Below are 26,130 nucleotides of genomic sequence, written 5' to 3'. Positions count from 1 at the left end.
CGCATGATGTCACCTGAATTTTTACCATCCCAATCGTGACACTCCAGGAAAGAAAATGGCTACCAACGCAAAACCTGTCTACAAACGTATTCTGCTCAAGCTTAGCGGTGAAGCATTGCAGGGGACTGAAGGCTTCGGTATTGACGCAAGTATTCTTGACCGTATGGCGCAAGAGATTAAAGAACTTGTTGAGCTGGGCATCCAGGTGGGTGTCGTCATTGGTGGTGGCAACCTGTTCCGTGGTGCGGGCTTGGCAAAAGCGGGTATGAACCGCGTTGTGGGCGACCACATGGGCATGCTGGCAACGGTAATGAACGGCCTGGCAATGCGTGACGCACTGCATCGCGCCTATGTGAACGCCCGCCTGATGTCAGCAATTCCGCTGAACGGCGTTTGCGACAACTACAGCTGGGCAGAGGCTATCAGCCTGCTGCGTAACAACCGCGTCGTGATTCTGTCCGCCGGTACCGGCAACCCGTTCTTTACCACCGATTCTGCAGCCTGCCTGCGCGGCATCGAAATCGAAGCCGACGTGGTACTGAAAGCCACCAAAGTTGACGGTGTGTTTACCGCTGACCCAGCAAAAGATCCGACTGCCACCATGTATGAGCAGCTGACCTACACCGAAGTGCTGGATAAAGAACTGAAAGTCATGGATCTGGCTGCCTTTACGCTGGCTCGTGACCACAAATTGCCAATTCGCGTATTCAATATGAATAAACCAGGCGCACTGCGTCGCGTGGTGATGGGCGAAAAAGAAGGCACTTTAATTACGGAATAATTTCCGTTGCGGCCATTTCCGGGTAAGATTCGCGTTTATCCGGCAGAATTGAGATATTCTGTGGCATGATTTAAACGAGACTATACTTAGCGCATTCTCTGCAATGTGTCATCGTCTGGTCGACTGAGACTAGTTTTCAAGGATTCGTAACGTGATTAGCGATATCAGAAAAGATGCTGAAGTACGCATGGACAAATGTGTAGAAGCATTCAAAAACCAAATCAGCAAAATTCGCACGGGTCGTGCTTCTCCTAGCCTGCTGGACGGCATCGTCGTTGAGTATTACGGCACCGCTACGCCACTGCGTCAGCTGGCAAGCGTCACCGTAGAAGATACCCGTACTCTGAAAATCAACGTATTCGACCGCTCTATGGGCCCGGCCGTTGAGAAAGCGATTATGGCGTCTGACCTCGGTCTGAACCCTAGCTCTGCGGGTACCGACATTCGCGTTCCGCTGCCTCCGCTGACCGAAGAACGTCGTAAAGACCTGACCAAAATCGTCCGTGGCGAAGCTGAACAGGCGCGCGTTTCCGTGCGTAACGTTCGTCGTGATGCGAACGATAAAGTGAAGGCGCTGCTGAAAGACAAAGAGATCAGCGAAGATGACGATCGCCGTTCTCAGGAAGACGTACAAAAACTGACTGACGTTGCTATCAAGAAAATTGAAGCGGCGCTGGCTGAGAAAGAAGCGGAACTGATGCAGTTCTAAGCTGTGTAAGTTGTGCGATGAACGCCGTACAGGAAGCATTATTGCTTTGCTGGCGGCGTTTTGCTTTTACTCGTCGTCTTTCAAGCCGCAGGTGCGTTGGCTGCGCTCATTCACCCGAATCACTTACTAGAGTAAGCTCATCGGGCTCGTTCACTTGCCGCCTTCCTACCGCTTGAAATCCATAGAGTAAATCTATCTATCCGGAATATCTCATGAAGCAATTAACTGTCCTGGGCTCAACGGGCTCTATTGGTTGCAACACGCTGGACGTGGTGCGTCACAACCGTGAACGTTTTGCGGTAACTGCGCTGGTGGCAGGTAAAAACGTCGAGCGGATGGTTGAACAGTGTCTGGAGTTCACGCCTCGCTATGCGGTGATGGATGACGCAAAGAGCGCCGATGCGGTGAGGACGGCGCTGCGTGAACACGGCAGCCGTACGGAAGTGCTCTGTGGACAGCAGGCAGCGTGCGATGTGGCAGCGCTGGACGAGGTCAATCAGGTGATGGCGGCCATCGTGGGGGCGGCCGGTCTGCTGCCGACGCTGTCGGCTATCCGTGCAGGCAAAAGCATTCTGCTGGCGAATAAAGAGTCGTTGGTGACCTGTGGGCGGTTATTCCTCGAGGCGGTAAAACAGCATAATGCGCAGTTACTGCCGGTCGACAGTGAACATAACGCTATCTTTCAGAGTTTACCGCAAAGCTTTCAGTCCGACTTAGGGTACGCTGACCTTGAGCAGCATGGGGTGTCATCCATTCTGCTTACCGGGTCAGGTGGCCCGTTCCGTGAGACGCCAATCAGTGAGCTCGGCGCAATGACGCCGGATCAGGCTTGTCGTCATCCGAACTGGTCGATGGGACGTAAAATTTCCGTCGACTCGGCCACTATGATGAATAAAGGTCTGGAATACATCGAAGCCCGCTGGCTGTTTAATGCTTCAGCGAAGCAGATGGAAGTGCTGATTCATCCTCAGTCGGTGATTCACTCGATGGTGCGTTACCAGGACGGTAGTGTACTGGCACAGCTGGGTGAGCCCGATATGCGTACGCCAATTGCCAATACTATGGCCTGGCCCCATCGCGTGGTTTCTGGCGCGAAGCCGTTAGATTTCTGCAAGATGGGCGCGCTAAGCTTCTCCGAGCCGGATTATGCTCGTTACCCTTGTCTGAAGCTGGCGATGGAGGCTTTTGAACAAGGTCAGGCGGCAACCACCGCGCTGAATGCCGCGAACGAAGTCTCTGTGGCGGCCTTCCTTGACGGGCAAATCCGCTTTACCGATATCGCGAACGTCAATATGGCAGTATTGGATAGCCTTGATCCTGGCGAACCGCAGAGTGTGGACGCGGTATTGGCTATCGATGCGATGGCGCGTGAAGCGGCGGCGACGCAGGCAAGACATTTCGTCAGGTAATGAGAGCCGAATCAGCATACAACCCGTCACGGCATTTGTTAGCGTCTGGCTTCAGTGATATAGTCTGCGCCACCCGATCTCAGTGTGTTTTCGCTGCGGGGTCGGGAGAGCCGTGATTTAGCACGGCTTTTTTGCGAGACAAAGATACGTAAAATCCTTCAGGTTTTCCTGACGGATGAAGTGTATGGCTGTATTCCGGGGTACCGCTCATCCCTTTTCATGGATTAAAAACGCGTTATGTTGTCTGCTAATCAACCAACCAGCGAGAGTCAGCCAGCCCACGGTTGCCGCCATGTGGCAATCATTATGGATGGCAATGGTCGCTGGGCGAAAAAGCAAGGTAAGATTCGCGCCTTTGGCCATAAAGCCGGGGCGAAATCCGTGCGCCGAGCCGTATCCTATGCGGCGAGCAACGGTATTGAGGCATTAACGCTATACGCATTCAGCAGTGAAAACTGGAATCGCCCTGAGCAAGAGGTGAGTGCGTTGATGGAGCTGTTCGTTTGGGCACTGGACAGCGAAGTGAAAAGTCTGCACCGCCATAATGTTCGGCTGCGGATTATTGGCGATATCCGTCGGTTTAATTCGCGCCTGCAGGAGCGAATTCGTAAAGCGGAAGCGCTGACGGAAAATAATACGGGGCTAACATTGAACATTGCTGCTAATTATGGCGGTCGATGGGATATTGTTCAGGGAGTTCAGCGCTTAGCCGAACAGGTTCAGGAAGGGGAGCTCCGCCCCGATCAAATTAGTGAAGAACTGCTTTCTCAGCAGATCTGCATGCATGAACTGGCTCCCGTAGATTTAGTAATTAGGACCGGGGGAGAACATCGGATCAGTAACTTTCTTATCTGGCAAATTGCCTATGCTGAACTTTACTTTACAGATGTTCTTTGGCCCGATTTCGATGAACAAGACTTTGAAGGTGCGCTGCATGCTTTCGCTAATCGAGAGCGACGTTTCGGTGGCACCGAGCCTGGTGGCGACAAGGCCTGATGGGGGTAGCTTTTGCTGAAGTATCGCCTGATTTCTGCATTGATTTTAATACCGGTTGTTATTGCAGCCCTGTTTTTGCTGCCGCCTGGCGGCTTCGCTATTGTTACGCTGGTCGTTTGTATGCTGGCGGCATGGGAATGGGGGCAATTAAGCGGTTTCACCTCGCGGACACAGCGCGTGTGGCTGGCGGTACTCTGTGGCCTGTTGCTGGCGGTGATGCTCTTCTTCATTCCGGAATATCACCATAATATCCATCAGCCGGTCGTTGAAACTTCGCTGTGGGCCTCCCTGATTTGGTGGGTTGTCGCCTTGCTGCTGGTCCTTTCCTATCCTGGGTCCGCTGCTATCTGGCGTCAATCCAAGGTACTGCGACTGGTCTTCGGCATCGTCACGATTGTCCCGTTTTTCTGGGGAATGCTGGCGCTGCGCTCCTGGCATTATGATGAAAACCACTACAGCGGCGCGCTGTGGCTGCTTTACGTCATGATTCTGGTATGGGGCGCTGACTCCGGGGCCTACATGTTTGGTAAGCTTTTTGGCAAACATAAGCTGGCACCGAAGGTCTCTCCGGGCAAAACCTGGCAAGGCTTCTTTGGCGGCCTGGTGACGGCGGCAATCATTTCCTGGGCCTATGGCCTGTGGGCAAATCTGGACGTTGCCCCATCCACGCTGTTAACCTGTTCCATCGTTGCAGCGCTGGCTTCAGTATTGGGCGATCTCACTGAGAGCATGTTCAAACGTGAAGCTGGCATCAAAGATAGCGGGCATCTTATCCCTGGCCACGGCGGGATACTTGACCGCATTGACAGCCTGACGGCGGCAGTTCCGGTGTTCGCCTGCTTGCTGCTGCTGGTTTTCAGGACGATCTAACGGATGGACTTATGCTGAGCATTCTCTGGAACCTTGCCGCGTTTATTATCGCGCTAGGGGTATTGATCACCGTACATGAATTTGGTCACTTCTGGGTTGCTCGGCGCTGTGGTATCCGTGTAGAGCGCTTTTCCATTGGTTTTGGTAAAGCGCTCTGGCGCCGCGTTGATAAACGCGGCACTGAATTTGTTATCGCCCTTATCCCGCTGGGCGGTTACGTCAAAATGCTCGACGAGCGCGTTGACGCAGTGGCGCCTGAGATGCGTCATATGGCGTTCAACAACAAAACGGTGGGCCAGCGAGCCGCCGTTATCGCCGCCGGCCCTATCGCCAACTTCCTCTTTGCTATCTTCGCCTACTGGCTGGTGTTCATCATCGGTGTCCCTGGTATTCGTCCAGTAGTTGGTGAAATAACCGCCAATTCCATCGCCGCAGAAGCACAAATTGCACCAGGCACGGAACTTAAAGCCGTAGATGGTATCGAAACGCCTGATTGGGATGCTGTACGTATGGCGTTAGTGGCGAAAATTGGTGATGAAAGCACCACCCTCACCGTTTCCCCTTTCGGCAGCGAGCAGCGGCAGGATAAAATCCTCAACCTGCGGCATTGGGCGTTTGAGCCGGATAAACAAGATCCGGTGACTTCGCTCGGTATTCGCCCTCGTGGCGCGCAGATTGAACCAGTGCTGGCAGAGGTGCAATCTGACTCTGCGGCGCGTAAAGCCGGTTTACAAGCAGGGGATCGGATCGTTACAGTCAACGGTCAACCGCTGACGCAATGGATGACGTTTGTCACGCTGGTACGCGACAATCCAGGCAAAGCGTTACAGCTGGAGATCGAAAGGCAGGGGACTCTCTTGTCTTTAACTCTGATACCGGATACAAAACACGGTAACGGAAAAGCGGAAGGGTTCGCAGGGGTAGTACCGAAAGTTATCCCGCTGCCTGAGGAATATAAGACAGTGCGCCAGTATGGGCCGTTCAGCGCTATCGTCGAAGCCACGGAGAAAACCGGGCAGTTGATGAAGCTGACCGTCAGTATGCTGGGAAAATTGATCACCGGTGACGTCAAACTGAACAACCTCAGTGGGCCGATTTCGATCGCCCAGGGGGCTGGGATGTCTGCGGAGTATGGGCTGATTTACTACCTGATGTTTCTTGCACTCATCAGCGTGAATTTAGGCATAATCAACCTGTTCCCGCTCCCTGTTTTAGATGGGGGACACTTGCTGTTTTTAGCGATTGAGAAGCTGAAAGGCGGCCCGGTATCCGAGCGAGTTCAAGACTTTAGTTACCGCATCGGCTCGATTCTGCTGATGCTGTTAATGGGGCTTGCACTTTTCAATGATTTCTCTCGGTTGTAAGAGAGTTAGTTAGGAAGAACGCATAATAACGATGGCGATGAAAAAGTTGCTTATAGCGTCGCTGCTGTTTAGCAGCGCGACCGTGTACGGTGCTGACGGGTTCGTGGTGAAGGACATTCATTTCGAAGGCTTGCAGCGTGTCGCTGTTGGTGCGGCCCTTCTCAGTATGCCAGTACGTCCTGGCGATACCGTCTCTGATGATGATATCAGTAACACCATTCGCGCCCTGTTTGCTACGGGCAACTTTGAGGACGTTCGCGTCCTGAGAGACGGCGATGTGTTACTGGTGCAGGTCAAAGAACGCCCAACAATTGCTAGCATCACCTTCTCCGGCAACAAGTCGGTGAAAGATGACATGCTAAAACAGAACCTCGAAGCTTCTGGCGTTCGTGTTGGCGAATCTCTCGACCGTACAACCCTCTCCGATATCGAAAAAGGACTGGAAGATTTCTACTACAGCGTCGGTAAGTATAGCGCGAGCGTGAAGGCGGTTGTTACGCCGCTGCCGCGTAACCGTGTCGACCTGAAGCTGGTCTTCCAGGAAGGGGTTTCCGCCCAGATCCAACAGATCAATATCGTCGGTAACCATGCGTTCAGCACCGAAGATCTGATCTCAACCTTCCAGCTGCGTGACGAAGTGCCGTGGTGGAACGTGGTTGGCGATCGTAAATACCAGAAACAGAAGCTGGCGGGTGACCTTGAAACCCTGCGCAGCTACTACCTGGATCGCGGTTACGCCCGTTTCAACATCGATTCCACGCAGGTGAGCCTGACGCCGGATAAAAAAGGCATCTACATCACCGTTAACATCACCGAAGGCGACCAGTACAAACTGTCTGGCGTACAGGTGACGGGTAACCTGGCAGGGCACTCGGCTGAAATTGAGAGCCTGACTAAGATTGAGCCAGGTGAACTCTATAACGGCGCGAAAGTGACCAAAATGGAAGATAACATTAAGAAACTTCTTGGTCGCTACGGCTACGCGTATCCACGCGTACAGTCTCAGCCTGAAATTAATGACACGGATAAAACGGTTAAGCTGCACATCAACGTTGATGCAGGTAACCGCTTCTACGTGCGTAACATCCGCTTTGTCGGTAACGACACGTCAAAAGATTCCGTTCTGCGTCGCGAAATGCGCCAGATGGAAGGGGCGTGGCTGGGCGGTGATTTAGTTGACCAGGGTAAAGATCGTCTGAACCGTCTGGGCTACTTCGAAACCGTCGACACTGAAACCCAACGCGTACCGGGCAGCCCGGATCAGGTGGATGTGGTTTACAAGGTCAAAGAGCGTAACACCGGTAGCTTCAACTTCGGTATCGGCTACGGTACGGAAAGCGGCGTGAGCTTCCAGGCGGGCGTTCAGCAGGATAACTGGTTAGGTACCGGTTATTCCGTCGGTATCAACGGTACCAAGAACGACTACCAGACCTATACCGAGCTTTCTGTGACCAACCCGTACTTTACGGTGGATGGTGTTAGCCTTGGCGGTCGTGTCTTCTACAATGACTTTAAAGCGGATGATGCTGACCTGTCGTCCTATACCAACAAAAGTTATGGTGTAGACGGTACGCTGGGCTTCCCGATTAACGAATACAACTCACTGCGTGCGGGTCTGGGCTATGTCCACAACGACCTGTCCAATATGGAACCGCAGGTGGCGATGTGGCGTTATCTGGACTCTATCGGCCAGACGGCGGGTAAAACCAGCGATGATAACGGCTTCAGTGCTAACGATTTCACCTTTAACTACGGTTGGACCTATAACCGACTTGACCGCGGCTACTTCCCAACGGACGGTTCGCGCGTCAACCTGAACGGTAAGGTTACAATCCCAGGCTCCGATAACGAGTTCTATAAGGTAACGCTGGATACGGCGTCCTACTTCCCGCTGGATGAAGATCATAAGTGGGTGGTTCTGGGTCGTACCAAGTGGGGCTACGGTGACGGTTTAGGCGGTAAAGAACTGCCGTTCTATGAGAACTTCTATGCTGGTGGTTCAAGCACCGTGCGTGGCTTCCAGTCCAACACCATCGGTCCGAAAGCGGTCTATTATGGTGCATCAGGCTTGGATAACTGCGACCAGAGCGGTGGTTACTGTAAGTCCGACGATGCGGTTGGTGGTAACGCTATGGGTGTGGCCAGCCTTGAGCTGATCGTCCCAACGCCGTTTATCAGCGATAAATACGCGAACTCGGTGCGTACCTCATTCTTCTGGGATGCGGGTACCGTGTGGGATACCAACTGGCAGAATACCGCAGCAATGAAGTCTGCTGGCGTTCCAGACTACAGCGATCCGAGCAATATCCGTATGTCCGCGGGTATCGCATTACAATGGATGTCCCCATTAGGGCCGTTGGTCTTCTCCTACGCCCAGCCGTATAAGAAATACGATGGAGACAAATCCGAGCAGTTCCAGTTCAACATTGGTAAAACCTGGTAATTGCTCTTTGCAAAGGAATGCAGGTTCAGTGTAGTTTTGCTGGCATTAGGCGGTAGCGTCAAGGTGGCTTCGGCCACCAAAAGAACAGTACCCTCGGGTACATATGGGATGGTAAGGAGTATTATTGTGAAAAAGTGGTTAGTCGCTGCAGGTCTGGGTTTAGCAATGGCTGCATCTGCTCAAGCAGCAGATAAAATTGCAATTGTTAATATGGGTAGCCTGTTCCAGCAAGTTGCACAGAAAACGGGCGTTTCCAGCACCCTGGAAAACGAATTCAAAGGCCGTGCTGGCGAACTTCAGCGCATGGAAGGTGATCTGCAGTCTAAAATGCAGCGTCTGCAGTCTATGAAAGCAGGTGCCGATCGCACCAAGCTGGAAAAAGACATCACTTCCCAGCGTCAGACTTTCTCTCAGAAAGCGCAGTCCTTTGAACAGGACCGTCAGCGTCGCACCAACGAAGAACGTGGCAAACTGGTTACTCGTATCCAGACTGCTGTGAAATCCGTTGCTGCAAGCCAGAGCATTGACCTGGTAGTTGATGCTAACGCCGTTGCATTCAACAGCAGCGATGTAAAAGACATCACCGCTGATGTACTGAAACAGGTTAAATAAGTAATGCCTTCAATTCGACTGGCTGACTTAGCTCAGCAGTTGGATGCGGAATTACACGGTGATGGCGATATCGTCATCACCGCTGTCGCGTCCATGCAATCCGCTAAAGCGGGCCATATCACGTTCTTGGTTAATCCTAAGTACCGTGATCACCTGTCTGCGTGCGAAGCGTCGGCGATTGTCCTGACGCAAGAATTACTGCCTTTTGCCAAAGGCGCTGCGTTGGTAGTGAAGAATCCCTACCTGACTTACGCACGTATGGCTCAAATTTTAGATACCACGCCACAGCCAGCACAGGATATCGCTCCGAGCGCGGTGATTAGTCCGTCTGCGGTACTCGGTAACAACGTCTCCATCGGTCCGAATGCGGTGATTGAGTCTGACGTTGTGCTCGGTGATAACGTTGTGATTGGGGCGGGGTGTTTCGTTGGTAAAAAAACGAAAATTGGCGCAGGTTCACGTCTGTGGGCAAACGTCACCATTTACCACGAAGTCGAGATCGGTGAGAATTGCCTGATCCAATCCAGCACCGTCATTGGCGCGGATGGTTTTGGCTACGCCAACGATCGTGGAAATTGGGTGAAGATCCCTCAGCTTGGTCGCGTCATTATTGGCGATCGCGTAGAGATCGGCGCCTGTACAACGATCGACCGCGGTGCGCTGGATGATACACAGATCGGCAACGGTGTTATCATTGATAACCAGTGCCAGATTGCGCACAACGTGGTGATTGGCGACAATACCGCGGTTGCTGGCGGTGTTATTATGGCCGGCAGCCTGAAAATTGGCCGTTACTGCATGATTGGCGGTGCCAGCGTCATCAACGGTCACATGGAAATCTGCGACAAAGTGACAGTAACCGGTATGGGCATGGTTATGCGTCCAATTACCGAACCTGGCGTTTACTCGTCAGGTATCCCGCTCCAGCCTAATAAGGCATGGCGCAAAACTGCCGCGCTGGTGATGAATATTGATGAAATGAGCAAGCGTCTCAAAGCTGTTGAACGCAAGCTTGATAATCAAGACTAATTTTCATCTGTATCGCATGATACTTTCCGGCCTGTCGGCATTCTTGTAATCCGGCAGGCCGTGTTATTATTGCCCCTTAGTATATTTTGACAGGAAGAGTATTTTGACTACTGACACTCATACTCTGCACATTGAAGAGATTTTAGAACTTCTGCCACACCGCTACCCGTTCTTACTGGTAGACCGCGTGCTGGATTTTGAAGAAGGTCGTTTTCTGCGCGCAGTGAAAAATGTTTCCGTAAATGAGCCGTTTTTCCAGGGCCACTTCCCTGGCAAACCGATTTTACCGGGCGTGCTGATTCTGGAAGCGATGGCTCAGGCAACCGGTATTCTGGCGTTTAAAAGCGTTGGTAAACTGGAGCCTGGCGAGCTGTACTACTTTGCTGGTATCGATGAAGCGCGCTTCAAGCGTCCTGTCGTGCCTGGCGATCAGATGATTATGGAAGTCACCTTCGAGAAAACTCGCCGTGGCCTGACTCGCTTTAAAGGCGTTGCGCTGGTAGACGGTAAAGTAGTTTGCGAAGCGACGATGATGTGTGCGCGTAGCCGGGAGGCCTGATCCGTGATTGATAAAACCGCCTTTATCCATCCTACCGCCATTGTGGAAGACGGTGCCGTTATCGGCGCTAACGCCCACATTGGTCCGTTTTGTATTGTGGGGCCAAACGTCGTTATCGGCGAAGGCACCGTACTGAAGTCTCACGTTGTTGTTAACGGCCATACCACTATTGGTCGTGATAATGAGATCTATCAGTTCGCCTCTATCGGGGAAGTTAACCAGGACCTGAAATATGCTGGTGAACCGACTCGCGTGGAAATTGGCGATCGCAACCGCATCCGCGAAAGCGTCACCATTCATCGTGGCACAGAACAGGGCGGTGGATTGACGAAGGTGGGCAGCGATAACCTACTGATGATCAACGCTCACGTAGCGCACGATTGTACCGTAGGTAACCGCTGTATCCTGGCCAATAACGCGACGCTCGCGGGTCACGTATCGCTGGATGATTTTGTTATCATCGGCGGCATGACCGCAGTGCACCAGTTCTGCATTATTGGTGCGCACGTGATGGTCGGCGGCTGTTCTGGCGTTGCTCAGGATGTGCCTCCGTACGTTATTGCTCAGGGCAACCACGCGACGCCGTTTGGCGTCAACATCGAAGGCCTGAAGCGTCGTGGCTTTAGCCGCGAAGCGATCACCGCGATCCGCAACGCCTATAAAGCGTTGTACCGCAGTGGCAAAACGTTGGACGAAGCTAAACCGGAAATCGCCGAACTGGCGAAGCAGTACCCGGAAGTTCAACCATTCAGCGATTTCTTCGCCCGCTCTACGCGTGGCCTGATTCGTTAATGATTGAGCAGCGTCCGCTAACGATTGCCCTGGTCGCCGGAGAAACCTCCGGCGATATTCTTGGTGCAGGTCTGATTCGCGCCCTCAAGGCGCGAGTTCCCAACGCCCGTTTTGTTGGCGTTGCGGGTCCGCGTATGCAGGCTGAAGGTTGTGAAGCCTGGTACGAAATGGAAGAGCTGGCGGTGATGGGCATCGTTGAAGTGCTGGGGCGACTGCGTCGTCTGCTGCACATTCGCGCTGACCTGACCAAACGCTTTACCGATCTCAAGCCCGACGTCTTTGTCGGCATTGATGCCCCCGATTTCAATATCACCCTTGAGGGCAACCTTAAGAAACAGGGCATTAAAACCATCCACTACGTCAGTCCGTCCGTCTGGGCTTGGCGACAGAAACGCGTCTTCAAAATTGGCAGAGCTACCGACCTGGTACTCGCATTTCTGCCTTTTGAAAAAGCGTTTTATGACAAATTTAACGTCCCGTGTCGCTTTATCGGTCATACCATGGCAGATGCCATGCCGCTCGACCCCGATAAAAACGCCGCCCGGGATACGCTGGGTATCGCCCACGACGTGCACTGTCTGGCGCTGTTACCCGGCAGCCGCGGTGCCGAAGTGGAAATGCTCAGCGCTGACTTTTTAAAAACGGCACAACTGTTGCGTCAGCGGTACCCCGACCTTGAAGTGGTGGTGCCGCTGGTGAATGCAAAACGTCGCGAGCAGTTTGAACGTATCAAGGCCGACGTGGCGCCGGATCTTTCCGTGCATATGCTGGACGGCATGGCGCGCGAAGCAATGATCGCTAGCGATGCCGCATTGCTGGCATCCGGGACGGCGGCGCTAGAATGTATGCTGGCAAAATGTCCGATGGTCGTCGGCTATCGCATGAAGCCGTTTACCTTCTGGCTGGCTCAGCGTCTGGTGAAAACCGACTACGTTTCCCTGCCGAATCTGCTTGCCGGCCGTGAGCTGGTGAAAGAGTTGCTGCAGGATGAGTGTCAGCCGCAGGCGCTAGCCGATGCGTTGCAGCCGTTGCTGGCAAACGGTAAGACCAGCCACGCGATGCACGATACCTTCCGCGACCTGCACCTGCAAATTCGCTGTAATGCGGATGAACAGGCGGCAGATGCGGTGCTGGAGCTTGCACAATGATTGAATTTGAATATCCCCACACCCATTTAGTGGCGGGGGTGGATGAAGTCGGTCGCGGCCCGCTGATTGGCGCGGTGGTGACTGCGGCGGTCATACTCGACCCTGCTCGCCCGATTGTCGGCCTGAACGACTCCAAGAAGCTGAGCGAAAAACGCCGTCTGGCGCTGTTTGACGAAATCAAAGAAAAAGCGCTGTGCTGGAGCCTTGGCCGCGCGGAGCCGCATGAAATCGACGAACTGAACATTCTGCATGCCACCATGCTGGCGATGCAGCGTGCCGTTGCCGGGCTCTCTATCCCGCCGGAATATGTGCTGATTGACGGCAACCGCTGTCCGGCGCTGCCAATGCCATCCATGGCGGTGGTGAAAGGCGATAGCCGAGTGGCGGAAATCAGCGCGGCGTCTATTCTCGCTAAAGTGACGCGAGATGCTGAGATGACCGAGCTGGATAAAGTGTTTCCGCAGTACGGTTTTGCCCAGCATAAGGGCTATCCAACCGCTTTCCATCTGGAAGCGCTGGCGCAATATGGCGCTACCGAACATCATCGACGCAGCTTTGCTCCCGTCAAACGTGCACTGGGACTTGCGTCCTGATTCGTGTGTCGTGAATAAGTAAACCGGAATCTAAAGATGGCTGAACCACGTTTCGTGCACCTGCGGGTGCATAGCGACTACTCCATGATCGATGGGTTGGCAAAAACCGGGCCGCTGGTGAAAAAGGCGGCCGCGCTTGGCATGCCTGCACTGGCGATCACCGATTTTACTAACCTGTGCGGCCTGGTGAAGTTCTACGGAGCGGGCCATGGCGCAGGGATCAAGCCGATCGTCGGTGCGGATTTTAACGTGCAGAGCGAACTGTTCGGCGACGAACTTACCCATTTAACGGTGCTGGCGGCCAATAACACCGGCTACCAGAACCTGACGCTGCTGATCTCTAAAGCCTATCAGCGCGGCTACGGCGCGGCCGGTCCGATCATCGATCGTGACTGGCTACTTGAGCTGAAAGAGGGGCTTATTTTGCTGTCCGGCGGCCGTATGGGTGACGTCGGGCGTGCCCTGCTGCGCGGTAATATGGCGCTGGTGGAGCAGTGCGTTGGTTTTTATGAAGAACATTTCCCAAACTGTTATTTCCTTGAGCTGATCCGTACCGGCCGCCAGGATGAAGAGTCGTACCTGCATGCGGCGGTGGAGCTCGCGGAAACGCGCGGTCTGCCGGTGGTGGCGACTAACGATGTACGCTTCCTCGAGCCGGGAGATTTCGACGCGCACGAAATTCGCGTCGCCATCCACGATGGTTTTACCCTCGACGATCCAAAGCGTCCGCGCAACTACTCTGCGCAGCAGTATATGCGCAGCGAAGAGGAGATGTGCGAGCTGTTCTCCGACATCCCGGAAGCGCTGGAAAACACCGTTGAGATAGCTAAACGCTGCAACGTGACGGTGCGTCTGGGTGAGTACTTCCTGCCGCAGTTCCCGACCGGCGATATGACCACCGAGGACTTCCTCGTGGCGAAGTCGAAAGAGGGGCTGGAGGAGCGTCTTGAGTTCCTGTTCCCGGATCCGGAAGAGCGCGCCAAACGCCGCCCGGAATATGACGAACGTCTCGACGTTGAACTCAAAGTTATCAACCAGATGGGGTTCCCTGGCTACTTCCTGATCGTAATGGAGTTTATCCAGTGGTCAAAAGATAACGGCGTACCGGTAGGGCCGGGACGTGGTTCCGGTGCGGGCTCACTGGTGGCCTATGCGCTGAAAATTACCGACCTTGATCCGCTCGAACTCGACCTGCTGTTCGAACGTTTCCTTAACCCGGAACGTGTCTCAATGCCCGACTTCGACGTCGACTTCTGCATGGAGAAACGCGACCAGGTTATTGAGCACGTGGCGGAGATGTACGGACGTGATGCGGTATCGCAGATTATCACCTTCGGTACCATGGCGGCGAAAGCGGTTATCCGCGACGTAGGCCGCGTACTGGGTCACCCGTACGGCTTCGTTGACCGCATCTCCAAGCTGGTGCCGCCCGATCCGGGCATGACGCTGGCGAAAGCGTTTGAAGTTGAACCGCAACTGCCGGAAATTTACGAGGCGGATGAAGAAGTTCGCGCGCTGATAGACATGGCGCGTAAGCTGGAAGGGGTCACCCGAAACGCCGGTAAACACGCTGGTGGCGTGGTTATCGCACCAACCAAAATTACCGATTTTGCGCCACTGTACTGTGACGAGCAGGGCCTGCACCCGGTTACTCAGTTCGATAAGAACGATGTGGAATACGCGGGGCTTGTGAAGTTTGACTTCCTCGGCCTGCGTACGCTTACCATCATTAACTGGGCGCTGGAGATGATCAACGCCCGTCGTGAGCGTAACGGCGAGCCGCCGCTGGATATCGCGGCCATTCCGCTCGACGATAAGAAAAGCTTTGATATGCTGCAGCGCTCGGAGACCACCGCGGTCTTCCAGCTTGAATCCCGCGGCATGAAAGATCTGATTAAACGTCTGCAGCCTGACTGCTTCGAAGATATGATCGCGCTGGTGGCCCTGTTCCGTCCGGGCCCGCTGCAGTCGGGGATGGTAGATAACTTTATCGACCGTAAGCACGGGCGTGAAGAGATCTCATACCCAGACGTACAGTGGCAGCACGAATGTCTGAAACCAGTACTGGAGCCAACCTACGGCATTATCCTGTATCAGGAACAGGTTATGCAGATTGCCCAGGAGCTTTCCGGCTATACCCTCGGCGGCGCGGATATGCTGCGTCGTGCAATGGGTAAGAAAAAGCCGGAAGAGATGGCCAAGCAGCGCGGCACCTTCGAAGAAGGGGCGAAAAGTCGCGGTGTTGACGGCGAACTGGCGATGAAAATCTTCGACCTGGTAGAGAAATTCGCCGGTTACGGGTTTAACAAATCGCACTCCGCTGCTTATGCTTTAGTGTCCTATCAGACGCTGTGGCTGAAAGCGCACTATCCGGCCGAGTTTATGGCGGCGGTAATGACTGCCGATATGGATAACACCGAGAAGGTGGTCGGGCTGGTGGATGAATGCTGGCGAATGGGGCTAAAAATCCTGCCGCCGGATATCAATTCCGGTTTATATCATTTCCACGTTAATCATGACGGGGAAATCGTGTATGGTATCGGCGCCATTAAAGGCGTGGGCGAAGGCCCAATCGAAGCCATTATCGAAGCGCGTAATAACGGTGGCTATTTCCGCGAGCTGTTTGACCTTTGTGCGCGCACCGATACGAAAAAGCTTAACCGTCGGGTGCTGGAAAAATTGATTATGTCCGGGGCGTTCGACCGCCTTGGCCCACACCGCGCCGCGCTGATGAATTCGCTGGGCGATGCGTTAAAAGCGGCTGACCAGCACGCGAAAGCAGAAGCTATTGGTCAGGCGGATATGTTCGGCGTGTTGGCGGAAGAGCCGGAGCAAATTGAGCAGTCGTACGCGAACTGCATGCCCTGGCCTGAACACACGGTACTGGAAGGTGAGCGTGAAACGTTAGGTTTATACTTAACGGGTCACCCGATTAACCAGTATCTTAAAGAAATTGAGCGCTATGTCGGCGGCTATCGCCTAAAAGACATGCATCCGACAGAACGTGGTAAAGTGACCACGGCTGCGGGGCTCGTGATTGCCTCAAGGGTTATGGTCACCAAGAGAGGCAATCGTATCGGTATCTGCACCCTGGATGACCGATCCGGACGGCTAGAAGTGATGTTATTCACCGAAGCCCTGGAAAAATACCAGCATCTGCTGGAAAACGACCGCATACTTATCGTCAGCGGACAGGTCAGCTTTGATGACTTCAGCGGCGGCCTTAAAATGATGGCCCGCGAAGTGATGGACATTGACGAAGCCCGGGAAAAATACGCTCGCGGGCTTGCTATCTCGCTGACGGACAGGCAAATTGATGACCAGCTTTTAAACCGACTCCGTCAGTCTCTGGAACCCCATCGTTCGGGAACCATTCCAGTACATCTCTACTATCAGAGGGCGGATGCACGTGCGCGGTTGCGTTTCGGTGCAACCTGGCGTGTCTCTCCGAGCGATCGTTTACTCAACGATCTGCGTGGCCTCATCGGTTCGGAGCAGGTGGAACTGGAGTTTGACTAATACAGGAATACTATGAGTCTGAATTTCCTTGATTTTGAACAGCCGATTGCAGAGCTGGAAGCGAAAATCGATTCTCTGACTGCGGTTAGCCGTCAGGATGAGAAACTGGATATTAATATCGACGAAGAAGTGCATCGTCTGCGTGAAAAAAGCGTAGAGCTGACGCGCAAAATCTTTGCCGATCTCGGCGCATGGCAGGTAGCCCAACTGGCGCGCCATCCGCAGCGCCCGTACACCCTGGATTATGTCCGCCTGGCGTTTGATGAATTTGACGAACTGGCGGGCGATCGCGCCTATGCTGACGATAAAGCTATCGTCGGCGGTATCGCACGTCTGGACGGTCGTCCGGTGATGATCATTGGTCATCAGAAAGGTCGCGAAACCAAAGAGAAAATCCGTCGTAACTTCGGCATGCCAGCGCCGGAAGGCTACCGTAAAGCCCTGCGTCTGATGGAGATGGCTGAGCGTTTCAATATGCCTATCATCACCTTCATCGACACCCCGGGTGCATACCCTGGCGTGGGCGCAGAAGAGCGCGGTCAGTCTGAAGCTATCGCCCGCAACCTGCGTGAGATGTCTCGCCTGAGCGTACCGGTCATCTGTACCGTTATCGGCGAAGGCGGCTCCGGCGGCGCGTTGGCTATCGGTGTGGGCGATAAAGTGAATATGCTGCAGTACAGCACCTATTCCGTTATCTCTCCGGAAGGCTGTGCTTCCATTCTGTGGAAAAGCGCGGACAAAGCGCCGCTGGCTGCTGAAGCCATGGGCATTGTCGCACCGCGTCTGAAAGAGCTGAAGCTTATCGACGCTATCGTTCCAGAACCGCTGGGCGGCGCACACCGCAACCCAGAGGTGATGGCGGCATCCCTGAAGGCGCAGCTGTTGGCTGACCTCGCGGATCTCGACGTACTGAGCAAAGAAGACCTGCTTAACCGTCGTTATCAGCGTCTGATGAGCTACGGTTACGCATAATTAACCGCAACACATTCTGTAAGAGGCCGGATAATAATCCGGCCTCTTTTTTTTGTGAGAAAAAATGAGATGGCAATGAGCCATTGTGATTGAGGGTTTGAGCCATTCATCCTTGAAATTGTTAGTACGGCCAGCGATGCGTTTCCGGCTGGTTAGACATAACACTCAAGGAGAATAGATATGGCAATGCGAAAAAAAATGGCGGTAGGCGCCGTTGCTGCAGGGATTATTTTTAGTTTATCTGGCGCACATGCTGCGTCTTTGCTGAGTAGCAGTGAGCTCTATACCATTAATGCCAGTGACCTGGCGGCAAAAGAGAAATCATTAACGGATTTCCCGTTAATGAACGCAGTTAAATCCTCCATCGCGACACTGGCAAACAGTGAAGTCGAGAAGATTGAACCCGGTCGGGCGGCCAATCCGGAAAACGTTAAACGCGTAGAAAGCGTTATTTCAGAACAGGACTGGGATTTTCTGTTCCCGATGCGGGCATCGGAATACACGTACAGTAATTTTCTGAAAGCCATTGGCAAATTCCCAGCGGTATGCGGGACCTATACTGATGGGCGTGATAGTGATGCCATTTGCCGGAAATCTCTGGCGACAATGTTTGCGCACTTTGCACAGGAAACCGGTGGCCATGAAAGCTGGCGCGATATTCCAGAGTGGCGTCAGGCTTTGGTTTATCTGCGTGAAGTCGGTTGGGTTGAAGGGCAAAAAGGCGGCTACAACGGCGAATGTAATCCTGATATCTGGCAGGGACAGACCTGGCCTTGCGGCACAGATAAAGACGGCGACTACCTGAGCTACTTTGGTCGCGGTGCAAAACAGCTTTCCTATAACTATAACTATGGTCCGTTCTCGGATGCCATGTACGGTGGTGACGTTCGTCCTCTGCTGGATAAACCGGAACTGGTGGCAGACACCTGGATGAACCTGGCAAGTGCGGTATTCTTCTTCGTTTACCCACAGCCTCCAAAACCATCCATGCTGCATGTTATCGACGGCACCTGGCAGCCTAATGACCATGATAAAGCTAATGGCCTGGTTGACGGATTTGGCGTGACTATTCAGATTATCAACGGTGGCGTAGAGTGCGGCGGGGCAGAAGAGAATGCTCAGTCTCTTAACCGTATCGCTTACTACAAAGAGTTTGCCAACTATCTGAAAGTGCCGGTTGCCGACGATGAGGTCCTCGGCTGTAAGAACATGAAGCAGTTTGACTAAGGTGGCGCTGGTGCCCTGCCTATCTACTGGGAAGAAGATTGGGGATGGAGTGCGGATACACCTGACGGTAAAACCTATTCTTGTCAGTTGGTCGGTTATCAGACGCCTTTCACCGCGTTTAAAGAAGGCGACTACACGAAGTGCGTACAGAAGTATTTTAACGTTAACGTAGTAGATGATTCTGGTAAATCAGAGGACAGCACTAAACCAACTCCAACGCCTGCTGAAAATGTCGCACCTGTCGCGCATATTTCGGGGCCGGTCGGCGCCGTTGAGGCGGGTGCCCAGGTATCGTTGAGCGCAGCGGATTCTAGCGACGCTAATGGCGATAAACTGACCTATACCTGGATGTCTCAGGATGGTCAAACCGTCAGTGGTGAAGATAAGTCCGTGGTGACGTTCACGGCACCAGAAGTGACAAAAGATAGCCAGTATGTGATCAACCTGAAGGTAAGTGATGGCACACTTTCTGACACGACGGAGTATACGCTGAACGTAAAAGCGAAATCCTCTGGTGAGCAGGGTGCGGATGTAACCTATCCAGTCTGGAACAGTGCAACCACCTGGTCGGCGGGTGATATTGTGAATAACAACGGCGCACTGTATCAATGTAAGCCACTGCCAGACGGTGCCTGGTGTAACTCCAGCCCAAGCTATTATGAACCGGGCGTGGGGTTTGCATGGGGAGATGCCTGGAAGGCGCTTTAATCTAAAAAATCCTGTCAGTGCTATGCACTGGCAGGATTGTTACTATGCTTACCTCAGGTTTTTCCAGGAGGAACGCATGAATATCATTGCCATCATGGGACCGCATGGCGTCTTTTATAAAGATGAGCCCATTAAGGAACTCGAACGTGCGCTACAGCATCAGGGGTTTCAGATTATCTGGCCACAGAACAGCGCCGATCTGCTGAAGTTTATCGAACACAACCCGCGTATCAGCGGCGTGATTTTTGACTGGGACGAATACAGCGTCGATCTCTGCGGTGAGATAAATCAGCTTAATGAGTATCTGCCGCTCTACGCCTTTATCAATAACCACTCGACGATGGACGTCAGCGCGCACGACATGCGTATGGCGCTGTGGTTCTTTGAATATGCGCTGGGCCAGGCCGACGATATCGCCACGCGCATCCGCCAGTATACCGACGAATACCTCGATAACATCACGCCGCCGTTCACCAAAGCGCTGTTTACCTACGTCACGGAAGGCAAATACACTTTCTGTACGCCCGGACACATGGGCGGTACGGCTTACCAGAAAAGCCCGGTAGGCTGCCTGTTCTATGATTTCTTCGGCGCGAATACGCTGAAGGCCGACGTGTCGATTTCCGTCACCGAACTGGGCTCACTGCTGGATCACACCGGGCCGCACCTTGAGGCCGAAGAGTATATCGCCCGCACCTTTGGTGCCGAGCAGAGCTATATGGTGACCAACGGCACCTCAACCTCGAACAAAATCGTTGGCATGTACGCCGCTCCGAGCGGCAGCACGCTGCTGATTGACCGTAACTGCCATAAGTCGCTGGCGCACCTGCTGATGATGAACGACGTTGTGCCGCTGTGGCTGAAACCAACGCGCAACGCGTTGGGGATACTTGGCGGCATTCCGAAGCGCGAGTTTACCCGCGACAGCCTGCAGCAGAAGGTGAACAGTACCGACGGCGCCGAGTGGCCGGTGCATGCGGTTATCACCAACTCAACCTACGACGGTCTGCTGTATAACACCAACTGGATCAAACAGACGCTGGACGTGCCGTCGATTCACTTCGATTCGGCCTGGGTACCGTATACCCACTTCCATCCCATCTATCAGGGTAAAAGCGGCATGAGCGGTGAGCGGGTGCCCGGCAAGGTCTTCTTCGAAACGCAATCTACGCACAAGATGCTGGCGGCGCTGTCGCAGGCCTCGTTAATCCACATTAAGGGCGACTACGACGAAGATACCTTCAACGAAGCCTTTATGATGCACACCTCCACCTCGCCAAGCTACCCGATTATCGCCTCAATAGAGACGGCGGCAGCTATGCTGCGCGGTAACCCCGGTAAACGCCTGATTAACCGCTCGGTGGAGCGTGCGCTGCATTTCCGCAAAGAGGTTCAGCGCCTGCGCGAAGAGTCGGACAGCTGGTTCTTTGATATCTGGCAGCCGGAAGCCATCGACGAAGCGGAGTGCTGGCCGGTTTCCCCGGGTGAAGAGTGGCACGGTTTTAGCGATGCCGATGCCGACCATATGTTCCTCGATCCGGTGAAGGTGACAATCCTTACGCCGGGAATGGATGAACAGGGCAACATGAGCGATGAGGGTATTCCGGCAGCGCTGGTGGCGAAGTACCTTGATGAACACGGCGTGGTCGTCGAAAAGACCGGGCCGTATAACCTGCTGTTCTTGTTTAGCATTGGGATCGATAAAACCCGCGCGATGGGGCTGCTGCGTGGTCTCACCGAGTTTAAGCGCGCCTACGATCTGAACCTGCGAGTGAAGAACATGCTGCCGGATCTCTACGCTGAAGATCCTGACTTCTATCGCAATATGCGTATCCAGGATCTGGCGCAGGGGATCCATCGCCTGATTCGCCAGCACGATCTTCCGCGCTTGATGCTGCGCGCCTTTGACGTGCTGCCAGAGATGAAGCTCACGCCGCATCGGGCGTGGCAGAAACAGATCAAAGGCGAGGTGGAAACGGTGGCGCTGGAAGATCTGGTCGGGCGTGTTTCGGCCAATATGATCCTGCCGTACCCGCCGGGCGTACCGCTGTTGATGCCGGGTGAGATGATTACGGAAGAGAGTCGTTCTGTGCTCGACTTCCTGCTGATGCTCTGCTCCGTTGGGCGACATTATCCGGGCTTTGAAACCGATATCCACGGTGCAAAACGCGATGAAAACGGCGTCTACCGTGTGAGAGTCCTAAAAAACCATTGAGGGGTTGCGTGATAACGACCTGCGCGGGTAACGTGCTGAGATACGGTTAACGGAGAGAAACGATGTTGGGATTAAAACAGATTCATCACATTGCCATTATTGCGACCGATTACGCTAAGAGTAAATCCTTCTACTGCGATATTCTTGGTTTTACGCTGCAAAGCGAAGTTTATCGACATGAACGCGATTCATGGAAAGGCGACCTGGCGCTAAACGGTCAATATGTGATTGAGCTGTTCTCTTTCCCGTTCCCGCCAGCGCGCCCCAGCCGCCCGGAAGCCTGTGGCCTGCGCCATTTGGCGTTCAGCGTCGATGATATCGATGTGGCGGTGGCGCACCTTGAGGCGCATGGTGTCGCTTGTGAAGCGATCCGTATCGACCCGTTTACCGATAAGCGTTTTACCTTTTTCAATGACCCAGACGGCCTGCCGCTGGAGCTATACCAGCAGTAAGGCTTGCCTGTGAGCGCCCGGCCCGGTAACGTGCCGGGCTATCTTTCTGATGACGACATCCCCATGACAATATCTTCGCTCGCGCAACGACTCTCACCGCACCGCCAGTTTCTGGTGGCATTCAGCGGTGGCCTTGATTCAACGGTACTGTTGCATCAACTGGTCTGCTGGCGTCAGCAGGAGCCATCCATTTCGTTGCGCGCGGTCCATATCCATCACGGCATTAGTCAGAACGCCGATAGCTGGGTAGCGCATTGCCAGCGGCTTTGTACACAATGGCAGGTGCCACTGGTGGTAGAACGAGTCACCCTGGCGCAAAACGGTCTGGGGCTAGAGGCGGAAGCACGAACCGCGCGCTATCAGGCTTTTCGCGAGGCGCTTATCCCGGGAGAGGTACTGCTTACGGCGCAGCATCTTGACGATCAAAGCGAAACCCTGCTGTTAGCGCTTAAACGCGGTAGTGGGCCCGCCGGACTGTCAGCTATGCCGACGTATGCGGCGTTTGGTGACACGCAGTTGATTCGTCCGCTGTTACATGAAACCCGTGCGGCGTTGCTGCACTGGGCGCAGACGCATGCGCTGACGTGGATTGAGGATGAGAGCAACCAGGACGATGCCTATGATCGTAATTTCCTGCGTCTGCGCGTCTTACCGTTACTCAACGCCCGCTGGCCCCACTTTGCCGAAGCATCGGCCAGAAGCGCGGCGCTGTGCGCTGAGCAGGAACAGTTGCTGGATGAACTGCTGGCGGATGAGCTTGCGCGACTGCGTACGGATGCCGGGACGTTGACCATCGAACCGATGATGACGATGAGCGCGCCAAAACGGGCGGCGATTTTGCGCCGCTGGCTGGCGTGGCTCGGTGCGCCGATGCCTTCGCGTGAGACGATAGCCAGGGTGTGGCAAGAGGTGGCGCTGGCGCGGGAAGACGCGACGCCTTGCCTGCGTCTGGGGAACTTCGAGGTTCGCCGCTATCAGCAGCAGCTTTGGTGGGTGAAGGCGCTGGAGAGGCAAACAGAATCGGTGCTGGAATGGGCTGACCGCACGATGCCGCTGGTACTGCCGGGGGAACTAGGTCAACTGCACTGCGCCGCTGGCGGCGATATTCGCTCGCCGCGAGCTGATGAGCTGGTTTCCGTGCGGTTTAAAGCGCCGGGGATGCTGCATATTGTCGGGCGTCACGGTGGCCGTAAGCTCAAGAAAATCTGGCAAGAACTGGGTGTACCGCCCTGGCTGCGCGACACCACGCCGCTGCTATTTTATGGTGAAACGCTCATTACGGCGGTCGGTGTCTTTGTCACGGTCGACGGGACGTGTGAAGCAGGTAAGGGCATCGCGCTGAGGTGGGATAAAACGGGCAGCGATGCCGCCCGTGATTGAATCATGATTCGCTAACGACCACGGTCCCGATTTCGGGGTGGCTGAAGCTGGTAATACGGTCGAGGCGCAGTTCGCGCAGTTCGCCCGCGCTATCAACGACCAGATATTCCACGTTTTTACGTGATAACAGATCATGAGCCTTGGCTTGCAGCACTTCGCCGTCTTTCAGCTCCAGCGACAGGACGAGGTGGTGCTGGCAGGCGAGCTCAAGATTGTCATAGTCATCACAATTGATGGGTTGATAAGTATCATTCATCGACATAATCGCTCACCAGTAAGTTTGCCGCCGCATACGCGGCTTTTTCCCTGATTGATTCGGAAATGGCATTATCCGCCGCAACATCGTTCAACACCTTCAGTACACAACCTAGCGCATCCGGGATATACCCCAAATCACCGCTCGCAATCTCTGCGTAGCGTTGACGAATCAACTCACAATAGTTGCCCACGTGCCCTCCTGTCTGCGCTTCAATAAGCCTATGAAGATAATCTCTGTTTAGCAAGGTGACTATATCATACTCATTTAAGCATTATCAGCGGGATGAGCGACGGCGGATGCAATTCAGGACAGCCTTTTGGCCCTGATTTCGCTACAATGAGCCCCATTTTTCGCAGGAGTGAAGTCATGGCGCTGAAAGCAACAATTTATAAGGCGGTGGTGAACGTCGCGGATCTCGACCGAAACCAGTTTCTGGACGCGTCGTTAACGCTGGCTCGCCATCCTTCCGAAACCCAGGAGCGCATGATGCTGCGCCTGTTGGCGTGGATTAAGTACGCGAACGAACGTCTGCAGTTTACCCGCGGCCTTTCTTCTGAGGACGAGCCGGAAGTATGGCTGCGCAACGACCATATGGGCATCGACTTGTGGATTGAACTCGGTCTGCCGGATGAACGTCGAATTAAAAAAGCCTGCAGTCTGTCTCAAGAGGTGGCGTTATTCACCTACAATAGTCGTGCGGCAGAGATTTGGTGGCAGCAAAATCAGAACAAGATGGCGGGCTTTAAAAACCTGGCGGTTTGGTATCTTGACGACGAACAGCTAGCGAAACTGAGCGCGTTTGCAGAACGCACCATGACGCTACAGGCCACCATTCAAGAAGGGGCAATCTGGCTTTCTGACGCTCAGAATAATCTGGAAATTCACCTGACGCCGTGGCAGCTGCCGGCATGATTGTTATCTCCCGGCAGGTGAGTATCCCAGACTCGGAGCTGACGATTACCGCCATCCGGGCGCAGGGGGCTGGTGGTCAGCACGTGAATAAGACCTCGACGGCGATTCACCTGCGTTTTGACATCCGAGCTTCCAGCCTGCCAGAGTATTATAAAGAGCGCCTGCTCGAAGCTAACCACCACTTAATTTCTGCCGATGGTGTGATTATTATTAAGGCGCAGGAGTACCGCAGTCAGGAAATGAACCGTGAAGCGGCGATAGCTCGCCTGGTCGCGGTTATCCAGACGCTGACCGCAGAACAAAAAAGCCGACGACCGACGCGCCCAACCCGGGCTTCGAAGGAGCGGCGGCTGACGTCGAAAGCGCAAAAGTCTTCAGTGAAAAATTTGCGCGGTAAAGTTCGCTATTAAGCCGGACGTGGATGTAATAAGAATAAGGAATTGAGGGTGAAAAAAGCGATATTGGCCATTGCGGCTACGGGGATGCTGTTTGGGCTTTTCGGTTGCAACCATTCGGAAGTGAAGACGCTTAAACCGACTCAGGCGGCTGAGTTAACGCCGATGCAGCAAAGCTGGCGTGGCGTTATCCCTTGCGCCGATTGTGAAGGTATTGAAACCTCGTTGTTCCTCGAAAAGGACGGCACCTGGGTGATGAACGAACGCTATCAGGGCGTGAGCCGTGAACCGTCGTCGTTTGGTTCCTACGGTACCTGGGCGCGTACCGCTGATAAGCTGGTGCTGACCGATAGCGAAGGCGAGAAATCTTACTACCGCGCGAAGGGCGAGAAGCTGGAGATGCTCGATCGCGAGGGTAACCCGATTGAATCAAAACTTAACTATACGCTGGAGCCGGTGAAAGCCAGCCTGCCAACCACGCCAATGGCGATGCGCGGGATGTACTTCTATATGGCGGATGCGGCAACCTTCACCGACTGCGCCACCGGACAGCGCGTGGCAGTAGCGAATAACGCGCAGCTGGAGCGTGACTATGCCGCCGCACAAGGCAGCGACAGCAAGCCGATTCTGCTGGTGGTTGACGGGCACTTCACCGTTGAGCCGAACCCGGATACCGGCGCGATGGTGAAAACGCTGGCGACCGATAAAGCCGGGAAATTTACGCCGGGTAAAGACTGTTCCAGCGCGAAGTAACGGTGTTTGTAGGCCGGATGGCGGTCGTACAAG

At 54.1% G+C, this 26,130-nt stretch carries 23 protein-coding genes and 1 pseudogene; 22 read left to right on the top strand and 2 right to left on the bottom strand.

Annotated elements, in window-relative coordinates; all coding sequences use genetic code 11:
* The first annotated feature begins 55 nt into the window (after positions 1–55).
* The 19 genes and pseudogenes from pyrH to tilS all read left to right on the top strand — a co-directional run bounded on the left by pyrH (position 56) and on the right by tilS (position 23,778).
* Positions 56–781 carry a UMP kinase gene (gene pyrH / locus MY052_RS19570; protein ID WP_035891961.1) on the top strand — a complete coding sequence of 242 codons (726 nt, stop codon included), beginning with the start codon at positions 56–58 and terminating at the stop codon, positions 779–781.
* A 151-nt stretch (positions 782–932) separates the two neighbouring features.
* Entirely contained in the window at positions 933–1,490 is a 558-nt protein-coding gene (gene frr, locus MY052_RS19565; RefSeq protein WP_035891962.1) for a ribosome recycling factor, read from the top strand.
* A gap of 212 nt (positions 1,491–1,702) precedes the next feature.
* Entirely contained in the window at positions 1,703–2,899 is a 1,197-nt protein-coding gene (gene ispC / locus MY052_RS19560) for a 1-deoxy-D-xylulose-5-phosphate reductoisomerase (protein WP_202216444.1), read from the top strand.
* A 237-nt stretch (positions 2,900–3,136) separates the two neighbouring features.
* The gene (gene ispU, locus MY052_RS19555; protein WP_248537672.1) at positions 3,137–3,895 is read left to right on the top strand and encodes a (2E,6E)-farnesyl-diphosphate-specific ditrans,polycis-undecaprenyl-diphosphate synthase; all 759 of its coding nucleotides are present in this window, start codon (positions 3,137–3,139) and stop codon (positions 3,893–3,895) included.
* Between the two features lie 12 nt (positions 3,896–3,907).
* Positions 3,908–4,765: a phosphatidate cytidylyltransferase gene (gene cdsA / locus MY052_RS19550; protein WP_202216443.1), complete on the top strand. Its 858-nt coding sequence runs from the start codon at positions 3,908–3,910 to the stop codon at positions 4,763–4,765.
* Between the two features lie 11 nt (positions 4,766–4,776).
* The gene (rseP, locus tag MY052_RS19545) at positions 4,777–6,129 is read left to right on the top strand and encodes a sigma E protease regulator RseP (RefSeq protein WP_035891966.1); all 1,353 of its coding nucleotides are present in this window, start codon (positions 4,777–4,779) and stop codon (positions 6,127–6,129) included.
* A 31-nt stretch (positions 6,130–6,160) separates the two neighbouring features.
* Positions 6,161–8,572, top strand: a complete 2,412-nt coding sequence (bamA, locus tag MY052_RS19540; protein WP_248537671.1) for an outer membrane protein assembly factor BamA — start codon at positions 6,161–6,163, stop codon at positions 8,570–8,572.
* A 126-nt stretch (positions 8,573–8,698) separates the two neighbouring features.
* Entirely contained in the window at positions 8,699–9,184 is a 486-nt protein-coding gene (skp, locus tag MY052_RS19535) for a molecular chaperone Skp (protein ID WP_035891968.1), read from the top strand.
* 3 nt (positions 9,185–9,187) lie between these two features.
* Positions 9,188–10,213, top strand: coding sequence for a UDP-3-O-(3-hydroxymyristoyl)glucosamine N-acyltransferase (gene lpxD, locus MY052_RS19530; RefSeq protein WP_123650808.1), 1,026 nt, complete (start codon positions 9,188–9,190; stop codon positions 10,211–10,213).
* 103 nt (positions 10,214–10,316) lie between these two features.
* On the top strand, positions 10,317–10,772 hold the full coding sequence (gene fabZ, locus MY052_RS19525; protein ID WP_004145858.1) for a 3-hydroxyacyl-ACP dehydratase FabZ: 456 nt from the start codon (positions 10,317–10,319) through the stop codon (positions 10,770–10,772).
* A 3-nt stretch (positions 10,773–10,775) separates the two neighbouring features.
* Positions 10,776–11,564 carry an acyl-ACP--UDP-N-acetylglucosamine O-acyltransferase gene (gene lpxA, locus MY052_RS19520; protein WP_035891970.1) on the top strand — a complete coding sequence of 263 codons (789 nt, stop codon included), beginning with the start codon at positions 10,776–10,778 and terminating at the stop codon, positions 11,562–11,564.
* Entirely contained in the window at positions 11,564–12,712 is a 1,149-nt protein-coding gene (gene lpxB / locus MY052_RS19515; protein WP_248537670.1) for a lipid-A-disaccharide synthase, read from the top strand. Before lpxA ends, lpxB begins: the two co-directional genes overlap by 1 nt.
* On the top strand, positions 12,709–13,305 hold the full coding sequence (gene rnhB / locus MY052_RS19510; protein WP_035891972.1) for a ribonuclease HII: 597 nt from the start codon (positions 12,709–12,711) through the stop codon (positions 13,303–13,305). Before lpxB ends, rnhB begins: the two co-directional genes overlap by 4 nt.
* A 36-nt stretch (positions 13,306–13,341) precedes the next feature.
* Complete coding sequence (gene dnaE, locus MY052_RS19505; protein WP_035891973.1) at positions 13,342–16,824, top strand: DNA polymerase III subunit alpha; 3,483 nt, start codon at positions 13,342–13,344, stop codon at positions 16,822–16,824.
* A gap of 12 nt (positions 16,825–16,836) precedes the next feature.
* The gene (gene accA, locus MY052_RS19500) at positions 16,837–17,796 is read left to right on the top strand and encodes an acetyl-CoA carboxylase carboxyl transferase subunit alpha (RefSeq protein WP_202216440.1); all 960 of its coding nucleotides are present in this window, start codon (positions 16,837–16,839) and stop codon (positions 17,794–17,796) included.
* Positions 17,797–17,976: 180 nt separating this feature from the next.
* A pseudogene (locus MY052_RS19495) lies at positions 17,977–19,731 on the top strand (glycoside hydrolase family 19 protein).
* 76 nt (positions 19,732–19,807) lie between these two features.
* Positions 19,808–21,946: a lysine decarboxylase LdcC gene (gene ldcC, locus MY052_RS19490; RefSeq protein WP_248537669.1), complete on the top strand. Its 2,139-nt coding sequence runs from the start codon at positions 19,808–19,810 to the stop codon at positions 21,944–21,946.
* 62 nt (positions 21,947–22,008) lie between these two features.
* Positions 22,009–22,398: a VOC family protein gene (locus tag MY052_RS19485; RefSeq protein WP_035891977.1), complete on the top strand. Its 390-nt coding sequence runs from the start codon at positions 22,009–22,011 to the stop codon at positions 22,396–22,398.
* A 63-nt stretch (positions 22,399–22,461) separates the two neighbouring features.
* Positions 22,462–23,778 carry a tRNA lysidine(34) synthetase TilS gene (gene tilS / locus MY052_RS19480; RefSeq protein WP_202218162.1) on the top strand — a complete coding sequence of 439 codons (1,317 nt, stop codon included), beginning with the start codon at positions 22,462–22,464 and terminating at the stop codon, positions 23,776–23,778.
* A gap of 1 nt (position 23,779) precedes the next feature.
* Here the strand turns inward: tilS and rof are convergent, their stop codons facing one another.
* Both rof and MY052_RS19470 read right to left on the bottom strand, forming a co-directional pair.
* A complete protein-coding gene (gene rof / locus MY052_RS19475) occupies positions 23,780–24,040 on the bottom strand; it encodes a Rho-binding antiterminator (RefSeq protein WP_035891978.1) in 261 nt (86 codons plus the stop codon).
* Positions 24,027–24,227, bottom strand: coding sequence for a YaeP family protein (locus MY052_RS19470; protein WP_035891979.1), 201 nt, complete (start codon positions 24,225–24,227; stop codon positions 24,027–24,029). The genes rof and MY052_RS19470 overlap by 14 nt, the downstream gene beginning before the upstream one ends.
* Positions 24,228–24,403: 176 nt before the next feature.
* Here MY052_RS19470 and MY052_RS19465 point away from each other — a divergent pair, with 176 nt between their 5' ends.
* The 3 genes from MY052_RS19465 (at position 24,404) to nlpE (ending at position 26,097) form a co-directional block, all read left to right on the top strand.
* A complete protein-coding gene (locus MY052_RS19465; protein ID WP_202216437.1) occupies positions 24,404–24,949 on the top strand; it encodes a YaeQ family protein in 546 nt (181 codons plus the stop codon).
* Entirely contained in the window at positions 24,946–25,359 is a 414-nt protein-coding gene (gene arfB, locus MY052_RS19460) for an alternative ribosome rescue aminoacyl-tRNA hydrolase ArfB (RefSeq protein ID WP_035891981.1), read from the top strand. The genes MY052_RS19465 and arfB overlap by 4 nt, the downstream gene beginning before the upstream one ends.
* 72 nt (positions 25,360–25,431) lie before the next feature.
* Positions 25,432–26,097, top strand: a complete 666-nt coding sequence (gene nlpE, locus MY052_RS19455; RefSeq protein ID WP_420828648.1) for an envelope stress response activation lipoprotein NlpE — start codon at positions 25,432–25,434, stop codon at positions 26,095–26,097.
* Positions 26,098–26,130 lie beyond the last annotated feature (33 nt).

It is taken from the genome of Kluyvera ascorbata (assembly GCF_023195735.1).
Lineage (GTDB): Bacteria > Pseudomonadota > Gammaproteobacteria > Enterobacterales > Enterobacteriaceae > Kluyvera > Kluyvera ascorbata.
Note: the sequence above shows the minus strand (reverse complement) of the source record. Positions and strands in the feature narration are given on the sequence as shown.

What these genes read in the sequence shown, in the direction of transcription:
- MY052_RS19465 (WP_202216437.1), top strand. Translation starts at nt 24,404, where the DNA reads ATGGCGCTGAAAGCAACAATTTATAAGGCGGTGGTGAACGTCGCGGAT.
- rof (WP_035891978.1), bottom strand. Translation starts at nt 24,040, where the DNA reads ATGTCGATGAATGATACTTATCAACCCATCAATTGTGATGACTATGAC.
- ldcC (WP_248537669.1), top strand. Translation starts at nt 19,808, where the DNA reads ATGAATATCATTGCCATCATGGGACCGCATGGCGTCTTTTATAAAGAT.
- accA (WP_202216440.1), top strand. Translation starts at nt 16,837, where the DNA reads ATGAGTCTGAATTTCCTTGATTTTGAACAGCCGATTGCAGAGCTGGAA.
- nlpE (WP_420828648.1), top strand. Translation starts at nt 25,432, where the DNA reads ATGCTGTTTGGGCTTTTCGGTTGCAACCATTCGGAAGTGAAGACGCTT.
- rseP (WP_035891966.1), top strand. Translation starts at nt 4,777, where the DNA reads ATGCTGAGCATTCTCTGGAACCTTGCCGCGTTTATTATCGCGCTAGGG.
- bamA (WP_248537671.1), top strand. Translation starts at nt 6,161, where the DNA reads ATGGCGATGAAAAAGTTGCTTATAGCGTCGCTGCTGTTTAGCAGCGCG.
- MY052_RS19485 (WP_035891977.1), top strand. Translation starts at nt 22,009, where the DNA reads ATGTTGGGATTAAAACAGATTCATCACATTGCCATTATTGCGACCGAT.
- arfB (WP_035891981.1), top strand. Translation starts at nt 24,946, where the DNA reads ATGATTGTTATCTCCCGGCAGGTGAGTATCCCAGACTCGGAGCTGACG.
- lpxB (WP_248537670.1), top strand. Translation starts at nt 11,564, where the DNA reads ATGATTGAGCAGCGTCCGCTAACGATTGCCCTGGTCGCCGGAGAAACC.
- tilS (WP_202218162.1), top strand. Translation starts at nt 22,462, where the DNA reads ATGACAATATCTTCGCTCGCGCAACGACTCTCACCGCACCGCCAGTTT.
- dnaE (WP_035891973.1), top strand. Translation starts at nt 13,342, where the DNA reads ATGGCTGAACCACGTTTCGTGCACCTGCGGGTGCATAGCGACTACTCC.
- rnhB (WP_035891972.1), top strand. Translation starts at nt 12,709, where the DNA reads ATGATTGAATTTGAATATCCCCACACCCATTTAGTGGCGGGGGTGGAT.
- ispU (WP_248537672.1), top strand. Translation starts at nt 3,137, where the DNA reads ATGTTGTCTGCTAATCAACCAACCAGCGAGAGTCAGCCAGCCCACGGT.
- lpxD (WP_123650808.1), top strand. Translation starts at nt 9,188, where the DNA reads ATGCCTTCAATTCGACTGGCTGACTTAGCTCAGCAGTTGGATGCGGAA.
- ispC (WP_202216444.1), top strand. Translation starts at nt 1,703, where the DNA reads ATGAAGCAATTAACTGTCCTGGGCTCAACGGGCTCTATTGGTTGCAAC.
- pyrH (WP_035891961.1), top strand. Translation starts at nt 56, where the DNA reads ATGGCTACCAACGCAAAACCTGTCTACAAACGTATTCTGCTCAAGCTT.